Raw genomic sequence first — 18,448 nt, forward strand, 5'->3', positions numbered from 1 at the left:
TATGGTATTTTTAAAGTAAGAAATTAAGTTAGAAAGGTATGTCGTCATGAAAAAAATTGCGGTTTTAACAAGTGGTGGAGATTCACCCGGGATGAACGCGGCAGTTAGAGCTGTTGTGCGTAAAGCGATATATAATAACATCGAAGTTTATGGAGTTTACCAAGGTTATCAAGGTTTAATTAACGATGATATTCATAAACTAGAATTAGGTTCAGTCGGGGATACAATCCAGCGCGGAGGCACTTTCTTGTACTCAGCCCGCTGTCCAGAATTTAAAGAACCTGAAGTACGTCAAAAGGGTATTGCTAATTTACGTAAACACGGTATTGAAGGTCTAGTAGTAATTGGTGGAGACGGAAGTTACCGAGGTGCACAACGTATAAGTGAGGAATGCACTGAAATTCAAACAGTAGGAATTCCAGGTACAATTGACAATGATATCAATGGCACAGATTTTACTATTGGTTTTGATACAGCGTTAAACACAATTATTGAATCAGTAGATAAAATTCGTGATACAGCATCTAGTCACGCGCGAACATTTATTATTGAAGTTATGGGACGAGATTGTGGAGATCTAGCACTGTGGGCAGGTTTGTCAGTTGGTGCAGAAACAATTATCGTGCCAGAAGTTGAAACAGATATTAAAGAAGTAGCAGAACGTATCGACCATGGTATAAAACGTGGTAAAAAGCATTCCATTGTTATGGTTGCGGAAGGTTGTATGACTGGTGAAGCATGTGCGCAAGAATTATCTAAATATGTTAATGTGGATGCACGTGTTTCCGTATTAGGACATATCCAACGTGGTGGAAGCCCAACTGGGCAAGATAGAGTATTGGCATCACGTTTAGGTGGTCATGCAATTGATTTACTTATGCAAGGAGAAACAGCAAGAGGCGTAGGTATTAGAGATAACGTACTAAGAAGTACTCCGTTTGATGAGATTTTCAGAGCGGACGAACATCAATTTGACTATAATATTTATGAACTAACAAAAGAATTATCTATTTAACTATTTGGGAGGCATTTACAATGAGAAAAACAAAAATTGTTTGTACTATTGGACCAGCATCTGAATCAGAAGAGATGTTAGAAAAACTAATGAAAGCAGGAATGAACGTTGCAAGACTGAACTTTTCACATGGTGATCACGCAGAGCATCAAGCTAGAATCGATTCAATTCGCAGAGTATCAAAACGTTTAGGTAAAACTGTAGCAATTTTATTAGACACAAAAGGTCCTGAAATCCGTACACACAACATGAAGAATGGTGGCATCGAATTAGAAAAAGGTACTGAAGTTATTGTTAGTATGACTGAAGTAGAAGGTACACCAGAAAAATTCTCAGTAACGTATGATAATCTTATTAATGATGTCGACGAAGGTTCATATATTCTATTAGATGATGGTTTAATTGAATTACAGGTAAAACAAATTAATAAAGATCAAAATGAAGTAGTTTGTGATGTGTTAAACACTGGCGAACTTAAAAATAAAAAAGGCGTTAACTTACCAGGTGTTAAAGTTAATTTACCAGGTATTACAGACAAAGATGCAGAAGACATTGTATTCGGTATCCAACAAGAAGTTGACTTTATCGCTGCAAGTTTTGTGCGCCGACCAAGTGATGTATTAGATATCCGTAAATTACTTGAAGATAATAACAATGAAACAATCAGCATTATTCCAAAAATTGAAAACCAAGAAGGTATCGATAATATCGAAGCGATTCTTGAAGTTTCTGATGGTTTAATGGTTGCACGTGGTGATATGGGTGTTGAAATTCCACCTGAATCAGTACCAATGGTGCAAAAAGACTTAATTAGAAAATGTAATAAATTAGGTAAACCAGTTATTACTGCAACTCAAATGTTAGATTCAATGCAACGTAACCCACGTGCTACAAGAGCAGAAGCTAGTGACGTAGCAAACGCTATCTATGATGGTACAGATGCAGTAATGTTATCTGGAGAAACTGCAGCTGGTTCTTATCCAGAAGAAGCTGTTAAAACAATGAGAAATATTGCGGTTTCAGCTGAAGCAGCACAAGACTACAAAAAATTACTTTCTGACCGTACAAAATTAGTACAAACGTCATTAGTTAATGCTATCGGTGTTTCTGTGGCACACACTGCTTTAAACTTAAATGTAAAAGCAATTGTTGCTGCAACTGAAAGTGGTTCAACAGCACGTACAATTTCTAAATATCGTCCTAAATCAGACATTATTGCTGTAACTCCAAAAGGATCTACAGCTCGTCAGTGTGCTTTAGTATGGGGCGTTTATCCTGTAGTTAAAGAAGGACGTAAAACAACTGATGCATTATTAAATAATGCAGTTGCTACTGCAGTTGAAACTGAACGCGTAAATAATGGTGACTTAATTATTATTACTGCAGGTGTACCAACTGGTGAACAAGGTACTACTAATATGATGAAATTACACTTAATAGGCGATGAAATTGCAAGTGGTCAAGGTATTGGTAGAAACTCAGTAGTTGGACATACATTGGTAGTTAATAGTGCAAGTGATTTAGAAGGTAAAGATTTGTCTGATAAAATCATTGTAACGAAATCTGTAGATGAAACATTAGTACCTTATATAGAGAATGCTATTGGTTTAATTACAGAAGAAAATGGTATTACTTCACCTAGTGCGATTATTGGTTTAGAAAAAGGAATCCCAACAATTGTAGGTGTTGACAATGCAACTACTGAAATTCAAGATGATGCATTTGTTACTGTAGATGCGAACCAAGGTAAACTTTTTGAAGGTTACGCAAACGTACTATAATTAACAATTAATTAAGAGAAAAATTGAGTTGAAAGCTCATACTGAAAAACGACTAATCCGTTTAAATGCGGATTAGTCGTTTTTTTATTAAATATTATATTTATGTTGAAAATTGTCTTGTTGCACATGTACATAGACTTATTAATTAAAGTAGGGACTGTACAAAAACCCCCTATACTTAGACCAAACATAAGATCTAAGTATAGGGGACAAATTATAATTTATTTTGCAGATTGATTTAGCATTCGTTTGTAACGTAAATACATTAATGCAAGTATGATAAACCAAATTGGTGTTAAGAATACAGCTATTCTAGTATCAACATTGACAAATAATAGGCAAAATACAAGGAAAAAGAACAGTAATATTGCATAGCCCATATATTTACCACCTTTTAATTTATATTGTGCTGTTTTATGTTGTTCTGGGTTGTGACGATGATAATTAATATAAGCGATAGTAATCAATGCCCATACAACAATAAATAGTACGGTTGAAACGGTTGTTACATAAGTAAATACTGTTGTTGCATTTGGAACAATATAATTCAATAACGCTGCAATTAGTAATAACGCTGAAGAAACAATAATTGCGATGTGTGGAACACCGTTTTTATTCGTCTTAGTGAAAATAGGTGGTGCTTGTTCTTGATTAGATAGACCGAATAACATACGACTATTTGAAAATATTCCACTATTACAAGATGAAGCTGCAGCTGTTAAGACAACAAAATTAATAATACCCGCTGCGAAAGGAATACCTAGGATAGCAAATAATCTAACGAATGGACTTTCTTCAGGATTAACTTGCGCCCAAGGAATAATTGACATGATGACAGCTAATGCTCCTACATAAAAGACTAAAATTCGTAATGGAACACTGTTGATCGCTTTGGGTATTGTTTTAGTTGGATCCTTTGTTTCACCTGCAGTCACACCAATTAACTCTATTCCAACAAATGAGAATACCGCCATTTGGAAAGACATCATAAAACCGCTAATACCTTTAGGGAAAATCCCGTTATTATAAAGGTTTGTCAGCGATGCATGTCCGAATTCTGTTTTATAAGCCATAACAATCATCACTATACCAACAATAATTAATGCAATAATGGTCACAATTTTGATAATGGCAAACCAAAATTCAAGTTCACCGAATAAACGAGCGCTTAATAAGTTGAAAACCATTAACACAAGGACACAGAATAAAGCACTCACCCAGTTCGGTATTTCAGGAAACCAGAAACTTACATATTGAGCAACTGCAGTAACTTCAGCCATTCCAGTAATAATCCAGCATAGCCAATATGTCCATCCAGTGACGAACCCAGCAAAAGGTCCTATGTATTCATTCGTAACATCAGCAAAAGATTTAAAGCCGGTATTTGAAACTAAAATTTCGCCTAAGCCTCTCATAAACATGAAAAGCATGAAACCAATAATAATATAAGTCAATAAAATTGATGGACCGGTTAATGCTATGGTTTGACCTGCGCCAAGAAACAAGCCTGTACCTATCGCTCCCCCGATAGCAATAAGTTGGACATGTCGGCTATTTAATTCTCTATTTAGTTGTTGTGCCATAGTTTAAACTCCCTTAGTTTATTTGTGTTTATAATTATGCTACTCAAAAGCGAATAATACAACTGTTTTTATAAGTATGTAGCAATTACATTTTAGTAAATCATTTTTTATTGTTATCAAAGATGATAACTATTTAAAAACCTATAAAAATTGAAGAAAACAGTAATTACTATTAAAATGGAGATATAGCAATCTACTATTTTGTGGAAAGTTGAAGATGTAAGTATGTAAAACTAATTTCTTATGAAATTACTCAAGTATACAAACATGGGTATTCACAAATTGTATTTGATTGGATATAATAATGTTTGTAAGCCATTTCATAATGAAATAGAAAAGGGGAATTTTAATATGGCAAACATACAAAGAGGCTTGGAAGGGGTACTTGCTGCCGAAACAAAAGTAAGTTCAATCATTGATAGTCAATTAACATATGCGGGCTATGACATCGATGATTTAGCTAATCATGCCGAATTTGAAGAAGTTGTATTCTTATTATGGCACTATAGGTTACCAAATAAAGAAGAGCTTAGTGAACTAAAATCTAAATTATTTGAATATATGAGATTAAATCCTAGAGTGTATAATCATTTCCAAGAGTACGCGACTGATGATGTACATCCTATGACAGCTTTAAGAACTTCTGTTTCATATATTGCGCATTTTGATGAGCATGCTGAAGATGAAGATGAAAGCCAAACAATGGAGCGTGCGATTCGAATTCAAGCAAAAATTGCTTCTTTAGTCACAGCTTTTGCAAGAGTACGAGAAGGAAAAGAACCTGTAAAACCAAGTGAAGACTTAAATTATGCGGGCAATTTCCTATACATGTTAAGAGGAGAACTTCCAACTGATATCGAAGTTGAAGCATTTAACAAAGCGTTAGTTTTACACGCGGATCATGAATTTAATGCTTCTACATTTACAGCAAGATGTGCTGTATCATCATTATCAGATATGTATTCTGGTATCGTTGCTGCAGTAGGATCATTAAAAGGACCATTACACGGTGGGGCAAATGAACGTGTAATGAGTATGTTATCTGAAGTAAAATCAGTGGATGATGTTGATTCATATATTGATAAAAAGATTCAAAACAAAGAAAAAATAATGGGCTTCGGTCATCGTGTATATAAAGATGGCGACCCAAGAGCGAAATTCCTTAAAGAAATGAGTAAAAAAATCACTTCTGAAATAGGCCAAAGTGAATTGTTTGATATTTCTGTGAAAATCGCCGATAAAATGAAACAAGAAAAGAACTTAATTGCTAATGTTGATTTTTATAGTGCGACAGTGTACCACAGTTTAAATATCGATCATGATTTATTTACACCAATATTTGCGGTAAGCAGAACATCAGGCTGGATTGCACACATTCTTGAACAGTATCAAGATAATAGAATCATGCGTCCACGTGCACAATATATTGGAGAAACAAACAGAACATACTTACCGATAGAAGAACGATAATAAAAATAAATTATACACACTAAATTTGGAGGTTTTTTGACATGGCAGGAGACAAAATTGTAAAAAATAACGACGGGTTATCAGTACCTAACCAACCAATCATTCCATATATCATAGGTGACGGTATTGGACCAGACATTTGGAAAGCGGCAAGTCGTGTTATTGATGCAGCCGTTGAGAAAGCATACAATGGCGAAAAACAAATCGAATGGAAAGAAGTATTAGCTGGTCAAAAAGCTTATGATGAAACAGGTGAATGGTTACCTAAAGAAACGTTAGATACTATTAACGAATACTTAATTGCTATTAAAGGGCCATTAACTACACCAATTGGTGGTGGGATTCGCTCTCTTAATGTAGCATTACGTCAAGAATTAGATCTATTTACTTGTTTACGTCCAGTACGTTGGTTTAAAGGTGTACCATCACCTGTTAAACGTCCTGAAGATACAGATATGGTTATTTTCCGTGAAAATACTGAAGATATTTATGCTGGTATTGAATTTAAAGAAGGTACTCCTGAAGTTAAAAAACTTGTAGATTTCTTACAAAATGAAATGGGTGCTACTAATATTCGTTTCCCAGAAACATCAGGTCTTGGTGTTAAACCAGTTTCAAAAGAAGGTACAGAACGTTTAGTTAGAGCTGCTATTCAGTATGCTTTAGACAATAACCGTAAATCAGTTACTTTAGTTCATAAAGGTAATATTATGAAATTTACAGAAGGTGCTTTCAAACAATGGGGTTATGATGTTGCACATAATGAATTTGCTGATAAAGTATTTACTTGGCAACAATATGACCAAATCGTTGAAGATGAAGGTAAAGATAAAGCAAATGCTGCTCAAGAAGAAGCTGAAAAAGCTGGTAAGATTATTATTAAAGATTCAATTGCTGATATTTTCTTACAACAAATCCTTACACGTCCTGCAGATCATGACGTAGTAGCTACAATGAACCTTAATGGTGATTATGTATCAGATGCATTAGCTGCACAAGTAGGCGGAATTGGTATTGCACCTGGTGCAAACATTAACTATGAAACTGGACATGCTATTTTCGAAGCAACACACGGTACAGCACCAAAATATGCAGATTTAAATAAAGTAAATCCATCATCTGAATTATTAAGTGCAGTATTAATGTTAGAACATTTAGGATGGCAAGAAGCAGCAGATAAGATTACAGATTCAATTGAAAAAACAATTGCATCTAAAGTTGTAACATACGACTTTGCACGTTTAATGGACGGAGCTAAAGAAGTATCAACTTCTGCTTTTGCTGATGAATTGATTAGTAATTTAGATTAATATAATTTTATTTACAAGCCCAACTAAGTAGTTATTATTTAGTTGGGCTTTTTAATGACTTTCTTTATGTAGTTAGGTGATGAATAACCATATCAGTTTAAAAAATTTAAAATAATGTTAAGATATTATTAAGAATTGTTTGAGCTACTACTTCTAGGGAATTATGAAAATAGTAATAAAGCACATACTGTGAGTGTTGCATGGAAATCACGATTATTGTATATATATTGCGAATCATATATTTTGTAAAATTTGTGTAAAAATATTATAATGTGTGTTATTTTTATTAAATTTTAAGTTATAATTAAATTGTAAACATAAATATGGAGGTACACTATGTCACAAAAAGTACTTGTAGTAGATGATGAACAATCAATCGTAACGTTACTGAAATATAATTTAGAACAAGCAGGATACATAGTAGAAGTAGCATATGATGGAGAAGAAGCATTAGAAAAAGTTAGCAACACCAATCCAGATTTAATTGTCTTAGATGTTATGCTACCTAAAAAAGATGGTATTGAAGTGTGTAAATCAATACGAACTGACAAAAATTTAGTACCTATTTTAATGTTAACAGCAAAAGATGATGAATTTGATCGTGTATTAGGTTTAGAGCTCGGTGCAGATGATTATATGACAAAGCCATTTTCACCTAGAGAAGTTGTTGCTAGAGTGAAAGCAATCTTACGTCGTTCTGCAATGATTGCCGAAGCTGAACCGGCTGGTATTGATGAGGATGACATAATTATTGGGTCTATTAGAATAAAACCAGAATATTTTGAAGTTTATCGAAATGATGAATTACTTGAATTAACACCAAAAGAATTTGAATTACTCTTATATTTAATTGAACGTCAAGGCAGAGTAATTACACGTGAGCATATGTTGAATTCTGTTTGGAATTACGAATTTGCTGGAGATTCAAGAATTGTAGATGTACATATTAGCCACTTAAGAGATAAGTTAGAAGAGAACCCTAAACAACCAAAGTTAATCAAAACAGTGCGTGGTTTAGGTTATAAAATGGAAAGACCTAAGGTTTAATGCTTAAATTTCACCAACGGCTATTGTTATTATTATGTACGATTACAATTGTGAGTTTTATTGCTTTAGGAGCAATTATTTCTCATGTGATTTATTCTACTGTTGCAGTAGGACAAGAAGGAGATATGGAAAAGAAAGCACGTCACTTTGTACATTTGTATAAAAACGATAAACAACATGAATTAGAAGCACTTGCTGAAAACGAAAATTTGACTATTAAAATTATGAATAGTAAAAAGTCATTATTTTCGTATCAAGATGACGTCAAAATTAATCAAGCAATTTTAAATGAAGCCAACCCAACAAATTTAATTTATGACGAAGTAAATAGTGACCGAAGATTTACTTTTAAGAGTGATGTGGATGATTACCGTGTATTAATTAGTGGCGTCAATAACGAAATTATTGAATTGCAAATTCAATTGTGGAAGTATATATCGCTCATTGGCTTGTTTGTATTAATTATTATATTTCTAGTCGTGCGCAGTATTGATCGAACTTATATTAGACCAATTAATGAAGTGACGTATGCTACTAATCTGCTTGCAGATGGTTATTACCATGTCCGTGTACCAGAAAGTAATGTGAAAGAAACGCGAGAATTATTTGTTACTACAAATGAATTAGCACGTAAGTTGCAGCGTTTAAATCATAAGCAAAAATTACAGTCCAATCGTTTAAAAACTACAGTAGAAAATATTCCAAGCTCTATTTTAATGATTGATAAATATGGTGAAATCGTTGTTGCTAATAAAACGTATTATGAGGTATTTACACCTGAAGAAACTGCAGAACATAAAAGTTATGTAGAGTTTATTGATCCAGCAATACATGAGCTGCTTACTGAAGCTTTTAAAGTTGAAAAACCAATTTACGAACAAGTGAAGTTAAATATAGGACAAGTGCATGAAAAATATTTCGATGCAGCGTGTGTTCCAATTTTATCTCGGACTAAAAAGAATTTATATGGCATGGTTATCGTATTACATGACATTACAAATTTGAAGAAATTAGAAAATTTACGACGAGAATTTGTAGCTAATGTGTCTCACGAATTGAAAACACCTATTACTTCTATTAAAGGATTTGCTGAGACGTTATTGGACGGTGCGAAAAATGATCCGCAATCATTAGATGATTTCTTGAAAATTATTTTGAAAGAATCAGATCGAATTGAAACATTAGTTTTTGATCTGTTGGATTTGTCACATGTTGAGCAACAAACTGAATTGGAAACTGAATATATTAGTTTGACTGACATTGTAGAAACAACGATTGAAAATGTTTATACTATTGCCGAGCAGAAAAACATTAATATAATCAGAGAAATTACACCTGATATTATAATTGATGCGAATGAAGGAAAAATTGCCCAAGTAGTATTAAACTTGTTATCTAATGCAATTAGCTATTCTACAGTAGATAGTGATATTATAGTACGCGTCTATAAAGATGGACATAAGAGTATATTAGAAGTAGAAGACTTTGGTATGGGCATTAGTGAAGAAGATCAAAAACATATATTTGAGCGGTTCTATCGTGTCGACAAAGCACGAAGTAGAGATTCTGGTGGTACAGGTCTAGGACTATCAATTACGAAACATATTATAGAAGCACATAATGGACGTATTAGTGTGAATAGTCAATTGAATGAAGGATCGACGTTTAAAGTAGTGTTTTTTGATGTGCAATAATTAAATAAGAAAGTTATTAAAATGTGGGAGTAAAACGTGAAATCAAATTGTGACTTTGGTTTCTGTCTTACTCCTGCTTTTTATATAAATTCATATAACGAATCAGTACGGTATCAATTAAGAGTATGATAAAATGTATATCAAAACAGTTCTGGAGGTTAATATGGTGAAAAAGTTAATTTTAATAGATGGTAATAGTTTAAGCTTCCGTGCTTTTTATGCATTACCATTATTACAAAATAAAGCTGGCATCCATACAAATGCAGTGTATGGCTTTGCAATGTTATTAGAGAAAATCATAAAAGATGAAGCACCTACACACTTTTTAGTGGCTTTTGATGCAGGTAAAACAACTTTCAGACATGAAACTTATGGAGAATATAAAGGTGGTAGACAAAAAACACCACCAGAATTAAGTGAACAATTTCCTTATGTTAGACAACTTTTAGATGCATATGGTATAACACGTTATGAATTAGACAACTATGAAGCTGATGATATTATCGGTACGTTGAGTAAGGAAGCAAATGATGCAGATTTCGAAACTATTATTGTTACTGGTGATAGAGATTTAACACAATTGGCAACAGATAAGGTAACAATTTATTATACTAAAAAAGGGATAACTGATGTTGATCATTATACTCCAGAATTTATAGCTGAGAAATATAATGGTTTATCACCTGAGCAAATTGTTGATATGAAAGGTTTAATGGGCGATACATCAGATAATATTCCTGGTGTTGCAGGTGTAGGTGAGAAAACAGCGATAAAATTATTATCGCAATTTACAACTGTCGAAAACTTATATGACCATATAGATGATGTTTCTGGTAAAAAGTTAAAAGAAAAGCTGGAACTAAGTAAAGACGATGCGTTAATGAGTAAGAAACTGGCAACGATAAATTGTAACAGTCCTCTCGAAGTCTCACTGAATGATACAGCTATGCCACAAGAACAAGATGAAAGTGAAAAAATAGAATTGTTTAAAAAACTTGAATTTAAACAATTACTAGAACAATTAGATGTTGATAGCGGTCAGAGCCAAGAAGAGCAATTAGAGTTAGAGGTAATGACAGATTTTTCAGCAGTTAATTTTTCTCAATTATCAGAGGCGACAATTCATTTTGAATTGGAAGATAGCAATTATTTAAAAGATGCTATTTTGAAATTCGGTTTGTATGATGGCGTAAATCATGTTGTGATAGATGCTACAACACTAAGTCAGCACAGTGAGTTAGTAGCATGGCTCGAAAATGAAGAAACTAAAAAAATAGTTTACGATGCTAAAAAAACATACGTTGCTGCCCATAGATTAGACATAAATATTAAAAACATTGTGTTCGATGCGATGTTAGCATCTTATATTATTGACCCATCAAGAGCGATAGATGATGTTCAATCAGTAGTGTCACATTACAATCAACACTTTGTACCATCAAGTGTATCGATTTATGGAAAAGGCAAAAAACGCCAAGTGCCAGAAAGTGAAACGTTAAATGATTATGTCGCAGCTATTTTACATGCTGTTTATCAAGCAACGTCACACATGCAAGCACAATTAGAAGAATTTAATCAAGTTGCGTTATTACAAGATATGGAATTACCATTAGCACGCATCTTAAGTAACATGGAAGAAACAGGTATATACACAGATGGACAAGCATTAAAAGAAATGGAAATAGAAATACAACAGAAATTAGATACATTTATTGCCAATATACATGATGCGGCAGGAGAGTCATTTAATATTAACTCACCTAAACAACTTGGAGTTGTGTTATTTGAAACATTAGAATTACCTGTCATTAAAAAAACTAAAACAGGTTATTCAACTGCTGTTGATGTCTTGGAACAATTACAAGGTGAACATCCTATCATAGATTATATTTTAGAGTATCGTCAGTTATCTAAATTACAATCGACGTATGTTGAAGGCTTGCAAAAAGTTATTAGCGAAGATAATCGTATTCACTCTAGATTCAATCAAACATTAGCACAAACAGGTCGTTTGTCCTCAGTAGATCCAAACTTACAAAATATTCCAGTACGATTAGAAGAAGGGCGACGTATTAGAAAAGCGTTTAGACCTACATCAAAAGATAACGTAATTTTGTCTGCGGATTATTCACAAATTGAATTAAGAGTGTTAGCGCATATCACGCAAGATGATAGTATGATTCAAGCTTTTAAAAATAATGAAGATATTCATACTGCAACAGCGGTTAAAGTTTTTGATGTTTCACCAGATGAAGTTGATAGTTTGATGCGCCGACAAGCAAAAGCAGTAAATTTTGGTATTGTGTACGGCATTAGTGATTACGGTCTAAGTCAAAGTCTCGGTATTACTAGAAAACAAGCAAAACAATTTATAGATGATTATTTAGATAGTTTTCCTGGAGTTAAACAATATATGCAAGATATAGTAAAAGATGCTAAAGCTCAAGGATATGTAGAAACACTATTGCATCGTAGACGTTACATTCCAGATATTACTAGCCGTAACTTTAACTTGCGTAGTTTTGCGGAAAGAACGGCAATGAATACACCAATTCAAGGCAGTGCAGCTGATATTATTAAATTAGCTATGGTGAATTATGATCAAGCCATTCAAGATCAAACATTTAACGCAACATTATTATTACAAGTTCACGATGAATTAATATTTGAACTACCACGTGATGAAGTAGAAGAATTTAGTAAATTTATAGAAGATATTATGGATAATGCATTATCACTTGATGTACCACTTTTAGTAGAAACAAGTTACGGTGATACATGGTATGATGCAAAATAGAAAGAAGGAATAATATGCCAGAACTTCCAGAAGTTGAACACGTCAAACGTGGCATACAACCCTATGTCGTAGGTGAAAAGATAAACCGCGTCATATTTTCATCTAAAGTTATCGAAGGTAAAAAGCAACAGCGTGAAACAATTATTAAAGGTATGGCTTTAGATACGTTCCAAACCTTTACGGAAGGTTATGTCATCGATGCTATCGAACGACGCAGTAAATACATTGTATTTCATTTAGAAAAAGATGGCGCGACGCGTATTTTGATTAGTCATTTAGGTATGGCTGGTGGATTCTTTATTGTAAATCATGTAGATGATATACCAGTCGAAAATTATCGTAAGCATTGGCACGTAATCTTTGAATTGAGTAATGGGAAACAATTAGTTTATTCGGATATTCGACGATTTGGAGAAATACGTAATGTTCCATCCTTCGAAGCGTACCCGTCATTTTTACAAATTGCGCCAGAGCCTTTTGATCATGACGCGTTAAATTATTATTTAGCGTGTTTTGATCACAAACGTTATTATGATAAACCTATTAAACAAATGATTTTAGATCACCGTGTCATCTCTGGTTGTGGTAATATATATGCTTGTGAAGCGCTATTTCGTGCAGGTATTCATCCAGCTAGAAAGACTCAAGATTTAAATCATCAAGAACGAGAAATGCTATTTTTATATGTTCGAGAAGTACTTGAAGAGGGTATTAAAAATGGTGGAACAAGCATTTCAGATTATCGTCATGCTGATGGTAATACTGGTACAATGCAACTACATTTAAATGTATATAAACAAAAGACATGTAAGGTGTGTAATTCGATGATTGCTACCCAAGTTATTGCGACGAGAAATAGTCATTTCTGTCCAACATGTCAAAAATAAAGGAAGCGTGAGAAAGATGCCGAAAGTTATAGGACTAACAGGTGGGATTGCAACCGGAAAATCAACTGTAGCTGAATTATTAGAAATCCATGGTTTTAAAATCGTTGATGCAGATGTTGCCTCTCGAAAAGCTGTTGCTAAAGGTAGTGAAGGTTTAGCCCAAGTTAAAGCAGCATTTGGTGATGAGGCTATTGCTGAGAACGGGGAAATGGATAGACAGTATGTTGGCGATATTGTGTTTAATTACCCTGAAAAAAGATTGGAACTCAACGAAATTGTACATCCTATTGTTAGAACAATTATGGATGAAGAAAAAGATCAATTTTTAGCAGAAGGGTACAATGTCATTATGGATATTCCTTTACTTTATGAAAATGACTTACAAGAAACTGTTGATGAAGTATGGTTAGTTTATACATCAGAAAGTATCCAAATAGATCGATTAATGGAAAGAAATGATATGTCACTAGAAGATGCTAAAGCACGTGTGCTAAGTCAAATTTCCATTGATAAAAAACGACGTATGGCTGATCAGGTCATAGATAATCGAGATTCTAAGCTCGAACTTAAACAAAATTTAGAGCAGTTATTAATTGAAGAAGGTTATTTAGATAGCAGTGAGTCATAAATTAAAAAATCACTATGGGAAAATGTTATTTCTGTAGTGATTTTTTATTTTTTGTTTAGAAAACGCTTTCAATTAGCGATGTTTATGTTATACTAATCTCATAAAGTATAACACATAAGTGAGGAGTGCTTCTTATGACAACGAATATTGCAATTAATGGAATGGGCAGAATAGGTCGAATGGCCTTAAGAATTGCTTTGAAAAATAAAAATTTAAATGTGGTAGCAATTAATGCGAGCTATCCACCTGAAACAATAGCGCATTTAATTAATTATGATACAACTCATGGTACATATGATTTAAAAGTAGAACCAACGGATCACGGCATTAAAGTAGATGAGCATGAAATTAAATTACTTGCTGACCGTAATCCTGAAAATCTACCATGGAAGTTGTTAGATATCGATATTGTTATTGAAGCTACTGGTAAATTTAATCACGGTGATAAAGCAAGTGCACATTTAACTGCTGGGGCTAAAAAGGTGTTATTGACAGGTCCATCAAAAGGTGGAGATGTTCAAATGATCGTTAAAGGCGTGAATAATAACGATCTTGATATTGAACAATATGATATTTTCAGTAATGCTTCTTGTACAACGAATTGCATTGGCCCTGTGGCGAAAGTACTTAATGATAAATTTGGTATTGTAAATGGTCTAATGACAACTGTACATGCAATTACTAATGATCAAAATAATATTGATAACCCACATAAAGATTTAAGAAGAGCACGTTCCTGTAATGAAAGCATAATACCTACATCAACTGGCGCTGCCAAAGCATTAAAAGAAGTAATGCCAGAATTAGATGGTAAATTGCATGGTATGGCTTTAAGAGTACCAACTAAAAATGTATCGTTAGTAGATTTGGTCGTTGATTTAGAAACTGATGTTACAGTAGATGACATAAATCAAGCATTTAAAGAAAACGACTTGCAAGGTGTATTAGCTACAGAAGATGCACCATTAGTGTCAGTTGATTTTAATACAAATCCACATTCAGCTGTTATCGATACTCAAAGCACTTTAGTAATGGGTGATAAAAAAGTTAAGGTGATTGCTTGGTACGACAATGAGTGGGGTTATTCAAATCGTGTCGTTGAAATAGCAGCTCAAATTGGTGAATCATTGAAAGAAAATTCGAAGGTAGTTTCAAGTTAATTCGTAAATATTAGATAAAGATAAAAATAAATGCCAAACCCAGAAGGGATTGGCATTTATTTTTATTTGCTAGTATAAACTAGATAATAATAAGGATTCTTTTGTATCATATTATTTTATAGTATAATAAGGCGTAATCTACAAAAGAGGGTGAAAGTACCATGAAATGTCCGAAATGTAGCGCGACGCATTCCCGTGTTGTTGATTCTAGACATGCGGATGAAGTAAATGCGATTCGCCGAAGAAGAGAATGTGAACAATGTGGTACAAGATATACCACATTTGAACATATAGAAAAACGTCCACTTATAGTGGTGAAAAAAGATGGCACACGTGAACAGTTTCTACGTGAAAAAATTTTAAATGGTTTAGTACGGTCGTGCGAAAAAAGACCAGTGCGATACGAACAATTAGAAGAGATAACAAATAGTGTTGAATGGCAATTACGTGATATAGGACAAGCTGAAGTTTCGTCGAGAGAAATCGGTGAATATGTGATGAATTTATTGATGCATGTAGATCAAGTTTCCTATGTTAGATTTGCATCAGTATATAAAGAGTTTAAAGATGTCGATCAATTATTGCAATCTATGCAAGGTATCTTATCTGAAAATAAACGGAGTGATTCATAAATGGGGTTACAATCTGCTAAATTTGGGCTGAGACCACAAGATGATTTTCAAGTTAAACGAGACTTTCAGCTAACAAACCATAATTTAGCTATTTTAAATCGTTTATTTACGCCATTAGTTGGCTCAAGTGCAATTGGGCTTTTGCATTATTTAAACCAATTTGTTGAGTCAACATCTAATCAAGTAAACACACATTACATTATTATGAGTGAATTGAAAATTAATTTAAAAGAGTTTAGACAACAAATGGATATTTTAGAGGGCATTGGTTTAGTAAAAAGCTTTGTAAAACATGAAGATAACACTTCATCATTTGTTTATAAATTAGTGCAACCACCTACTGCCCGTCAATTTTTCAGTGATCCAATGTTATCTATCTTTTTGTATAATGAAGTCAGTAAGCAACGTTACCATCAACTAAAATCAGATTTTGAAACATCTACTGCTATAGATTTAACTGAATTCCAAGAAATCACACGCAAGTATACTGATGTGTTCAAATTGCCTAAAGGTAATTTAGTAGAAGATGTAAGTCAAATGCCACAAGAATCTACATATAAAGGTCTGGATTTATCGGCAGTGAATTTTGATTTTGAAACGTTGTACGACCTTCTTCAAACACATTTCATTAGCGAAGAAATAATAACTCAAGAAGCTAAACATTTAATTATTCAATTAGCTACATTATATGGTTTAACACCTGAAGCTATGAAACGTATTATCTTAAAGTCAATTACAAGTGCACAACAGTTATCATTCGAAGATATAAGAAAATATGCGCGCACGTATTATTTAATGGAACATGAACAACATTTACCTTCGCTACAACAAAAAGATCAAATTACAGCGCCGAAACCATCAGCAGAACAAAATGATGATGATAAAAATTGGTTACAACAATTAGAAAATACGAGTCCAATAGAAATGTTAGCATCTTGGTCTAGTTCTGAACCAACTACACAACAAAAAGTAATGGTGGAAGAGTTGGTAGAACGAGAAAAAATGTCATTTGGAGTAATTAACATCTTATTACAATTTGTTATGTTAAAAGAAGATATGAAATTACCTAAAGCATATATATTGGAGATAGCTTCAAATTGGAAAAAATTAGGAATTAGTACTGCAGAACAAGCATATCAACATGCACTAAAAGTAAATCAACCTAAACCAGAGACACGCGTTGCCTCATCACAATCACGATACAAAAAGCACCAATTAGCTTCTAAAGAAATGACTCCAAAATGGTTGTTGGAGCGAGAACAACAAGCATCGACTGAAAGTGATGATAATAATAAAAAGGTAGATAATGATAATAATGAAGAGGAAGATCAAGAAAGAGCTGCTTTCTTACAACATTTAAAAGAGAGATGGGGGGAAGATGACGAATGAAACGTTTCGATCAAATAATGGGTGACTCTAATCAGTTGTTTAAACGTATTGCAAAAATTAAACATGATGTAGTAAATGATCATGATGTTAAACAATTTTTAGAACAACATCAGGCTGAATTAACCAATGCGATGATTGATGAGGATTTAAATGTGCTACAAGAATATAAGGACCAACAAAAGCACTATGATGGTCATAGTTTTAACGACTGCCCGAACTTCGTTAAAGGTCACGTTCCAGAATTGTATATAGACAATCAACATATTAAAATTCGTTATTTGCCTTGTCCTTGTAAAGTTAAACATGACGAAGAAAAATACAACGCTCAGTTAATTACTTCACATCATATGCAACGTGATACATTAAATGCAAAATTAAAAGATATTTATTTAAAAGGTAAACGATTAGAAGTCGCACGTGCAGCAGATGATATTTGTAACGCGATTGCAAATCAAGATGCTAATATCAAGGGCATGTATTTACATGGTGAATTTGGGACAGGTAAATCATTTATTTTGGGGGCAATTGCCAACCAACTTAAAACGAAAAAAATACCATCAACTATTATTTATTTGCCTGAATTTATTCGCACTCTGAAAAGTGGTTTTAAAGATGGCACATTTGAAACAAAGCTAGCTAAAGTGCGAGAAGCTAATATTTTAATGTTAGACGACATAGGTGCTGAAGAAATTACACCGTGGGTACGTGATGAAATTATTGGACCGATTTTACATTATCGTATGGTCCAAGAGTTACCAACGTTCTTTAGTTCTAACTATAACTTCAAAGAATTACAACATCATTTATCAGTGACCCGTGATGGTACAGAACTTACAAAAGCTGCTCGTATCATGGAGCGAATTAAGACATTAGCTACACCTTACTATTTAGATGGCGAGAATTATAGAGATGTTTGAAATTTACAGTAAATGTTGTATAATGTAAGTAAATCTAAATCAAAATAATACAAAATGAGGACATGATAATTAAATCACTAATATACAGCAAGTCATTAGTTGATGAGAATATGACTATTATATTTAGTTATTACTCCC

General features: G+C 33.3%; 14 protein-coding genes. 13 read left to right on the forward strand and 1 reads right to left on the reverse strand.

Going from position 1 to position 18,448, the window contains the following annotated elements:
• The first annotated feature begins 46 nt into the window (after nt 1–46).
• Together pfkA and pyk are read left to right on the forward strand one after the other, a co-directional pair.
• On the forward strand, nt 47–1,015 hold the full coding sequence (gene pfkA / locus MUA37_RS05725; RefSeq protein WP_103387820.1) for a 6-phosphofructokinase: 969 nt from the start codon (nt 47–49) through the stop codon (nt 1,013–1,015).
• 20 nt (nt 1,016–1,035) lie between these two features.
• Complete coding sequence (gene pyk / locus MUA37_RS05730; RefSeq protein WP_002510246.1) at nt 1,036–2,796, forward strand: pyruvate kinase; 1,761 nt, start codon at nt 1,036–1,038, stop codon at nt 2,794–2,796.
• 221 nt (nt 2,797–3,017) lie between these two features.
• Here the strand turns inward: pyk and MUA37_RS05735 are convergent, their stop codons facing one another.
• On the reverse strand, nt 3,018–4,379 hold the full coding sequence (locus tag MUA37_RS05735) for an amino acid permease (protein WP_262624891.1): 1,362 nt from the start codon (nt 4,377–4,379) through the stop codon (nt 3,018–3,020).
• Between the two features lie 351 nt (nt 4,380–4,730).
• Here MUA37_RS05735 and MUA37_RS05740 point away from each other — a divergent pair, with 351 nt between their 5' ends.
• The 11 genes from MUA37_RS05740 (at nt 4,731) to dnaI (ending at nt 18,310) form a co-directional block, all read left to right on the forward strand.
• The gene (locus tag MUA37_RS05740) at nt 4,731–5,849 is read left to right on the forward strand and encodes a citrate synthase (protein WP_204171689.1); all 1,119 of its coding nucleotides are present in this window, start codon (nt 4,731–4,733) and stop codon (nt 5,847–5,849) included.
• Between the two features lie 41 nt (nt 5,850–5,890).
• Entirely contained in the window at nt 5,891–7,159 is a 1,269-nt protein-coding gene (gene icd, locus MUA37_RS05745; RefSeq protein ID WP_002510249.1) for an NADP-dependent isocitrate dehydrogenase, read from the forward strand.
• 336 nt (nt 7,160–7,495) lie between these two features.
• Nucleotides 7,496–8,206, forward strand: coding sequence for a response regulator transcription factor (locus MUA37_RS05750; RefSeq protein WP_002510250.1), 711 nt, complete (start codon nt 7,496–7,498; stop codon nt 8,204–8,206).
• Nucleotides 8,206–9,900, forward strand: coding sequence for a two-component system histidine kinase PnpS (pnpS, locus tag MUA37_RS05755; RefSeq protein WP_193325311.1), 1,695 nt, complete (start codon nt 8,206–8,208; stop codon nt 9,898–9,900). Before MUA37_RS05750 ends, pnpS begins: the two co-directional genes overlap by 1 nt.
• 166 nt (nt 9,901–10,066) lie before the next feature.
• Complete coding sequence (gene polA / locus MUA37_RS05760) at nt 10,067–12,697, forward strand: DNA polymerase I (RefSeq protein ID WP_262624922.1); 2,631 nt, start codon at nt 10,067–10,069, stop codon at nt 12,695–12,697.
• Between the two features lie 14 nt (nt 12,698–12,711).
• On the forward strand, nt 12,712–13,584 hold the full coding sequence (mutM, locus tag MUA37_RS05765) for a bifunctional DNA-formamidopyrimidine glycosylase/DNA-(apurinic or apyrimidinic site) lyase (RefSeq protein ID WP_002510253.1): 873 nt from the start codon (nt 12,712–12,714) through the stop codon (nt 13,582–13,584).
• Nucleotides 13,585–13,600: 16 nt separating this feature from the next.
• Entirely contained in the window at nt 13,601–14,212 is a 612-nt protein-coding gene (coaE, locus tag MUA37_RS05770) for a dephospho-CoA kinase (RefSeq protein WP_142019593.1), read from the forward strand.
• A 134-nt stretch (nt 14,213–14,346) separates the two neighbouring features.
• Entirely contained in the window at nt 14,347–15,372 is a 1,026-nt protein-coding gene (gene gap, locus MUA37_RS05775; RefSeq protein ID WP_103387823.1) for a type I glyceraldehyde-3-phosphate dehydrogenase, read from the forward strand.
• A gap of 161 nt (nt 15,373–15,533) precedes the next feature.
• Complete coding sequence (gene nrdR, locus MUA37_RS05780) at nt 15,534–16,004, forward strand: transcriptional regulator NrdR (protein WP_002510256.1); 471 nt, start codon at nt 15,534–15,536, stop codon at nt 16,002–16,004.
• Nucleotides 16,005–17,393, forward strand: a complete 1,389-nt coding sequence (locus tag MUA37_RS05785; protein WP_002510257.1) for a replicative helicase loading/DNA remodeling protein DnaB — start codon at nt 16,005–16,007, stop codon at nt 17,391–17,393.
• The gene (dnaI, locus tag MUA37_RS05790; RefSeq protein WP_002510258.1) at nt 17,390–18,310 is read left to right on the forward strand and encodes a primosomal protein DnaI; all 921 of its coding nucleotides are present in this window, start codon (nt 17,390–17,392) and stop codon (nt 18,308–18,310) included. The genes MUA37_RS05785 and dnaI overlap by 4 nt, the downstream gene beginning before the upstream one ends.
• Nucleotides 18,311–18,448 lie beyond the last annotated feature (138 nt).

The organism is Staphylococcus arlettae, from assembly GCF_025560845.1.
GTDB classification, from domain to species: domain Bacteria; phylum Bacillota; class Bacilli; order Staphylococcales; family Staphylococcaceae; genus Staphylococcus; species Staphylococcus arlettae.

Excerpts from the sequence above, each read along its gene's own strand:
- pfkA (WP_103387820.1), top strand. The coding sequence starts at position 47 with ATGAAAAAAATTGCGGTTTTAACAAGTGGTGGAGATTCACCCGGGATG.
- pyk (WP_002510246.1), top strand. The coding sequence starts at position 1,036 with ATGAGAAAAACAAAAATTGTTTGTACTATTGGACCAGCATCTGAATCA.
- MUA37_RS05735 (WP_262624891.1), bottom strand. The coding sequence starts at position 4,379 with ATGGCACAACAACTAAATAGAGAATTAAATAGCCGACATGTCCAACTT.
- MUA37_RS05740 (WP_204171689.1), top strand. The coding sequence starts at position 4,731 with ATGGCAAACATACAAAGAGGCTTGGAAGGGGTACTTGCTGCCGAAACA.
- icd (WP_002510249.1), top strand. The coding sequence starts at position 5,891 with ATGGCAGGAGACAAAATTGTAAAAAATAACGACGGGTTATCAGTACCT.
- MUA37_RS05750 (WP_002510250.1), top strand. The coding sequence starts at position 7,496 with ATGTCACAAAAAGTACTTGTAGTAGATGATGAACAATCAATCGTAACG.
- pnpS (WP_193325311.1), top strand. The coding sequence starts at position 8,206 with ATGCTTAAATTTCACCAACGGCTATTGTTATTATTATGTACGATTACA.
- mutM (WP_002510253.1), top strand. The coding sequence starts at position 12,712 with ATGCCAGAACTTCCAGAAGTTGAACACGTCAAACGTGGCATACAACCC.
- coaE (WP_142019593.1), top strand. The coding sequence starts at position 13,601 with ATGCCGAAAGTTATAGGACTAACAGGTGGGATTGCAACCGGAAAATCA.
- gap (WP_103387823.1), top strand. The coding sequence starts at position 14,347 with ATGACAACGAATATTGCAATTAATGGAATGGGCAGAATAGGTCGAATG.
- nrdR (WP_002510256.1), top strand. The coding sequence starts at position 15,534 with ATGAAATGTCCGAAATGTAGCGCGACGCATTCCCGTGTTGTTGATTCT.
- MUA37_RS05785 (WP_002510257.1), top strand. The coding sequence starts at position 16,005 with ATGGGGTTACAATCTGCTAAATTTGGGCTGAGACCACAAGATGATTTT.
- dnaI (WP_002510258.1), top strand. The coding sequence starts at position 17,390 with ATGAAACGTTTCGATCAAATAATGGGTGACTCTAATCAGTTGTTTAAA.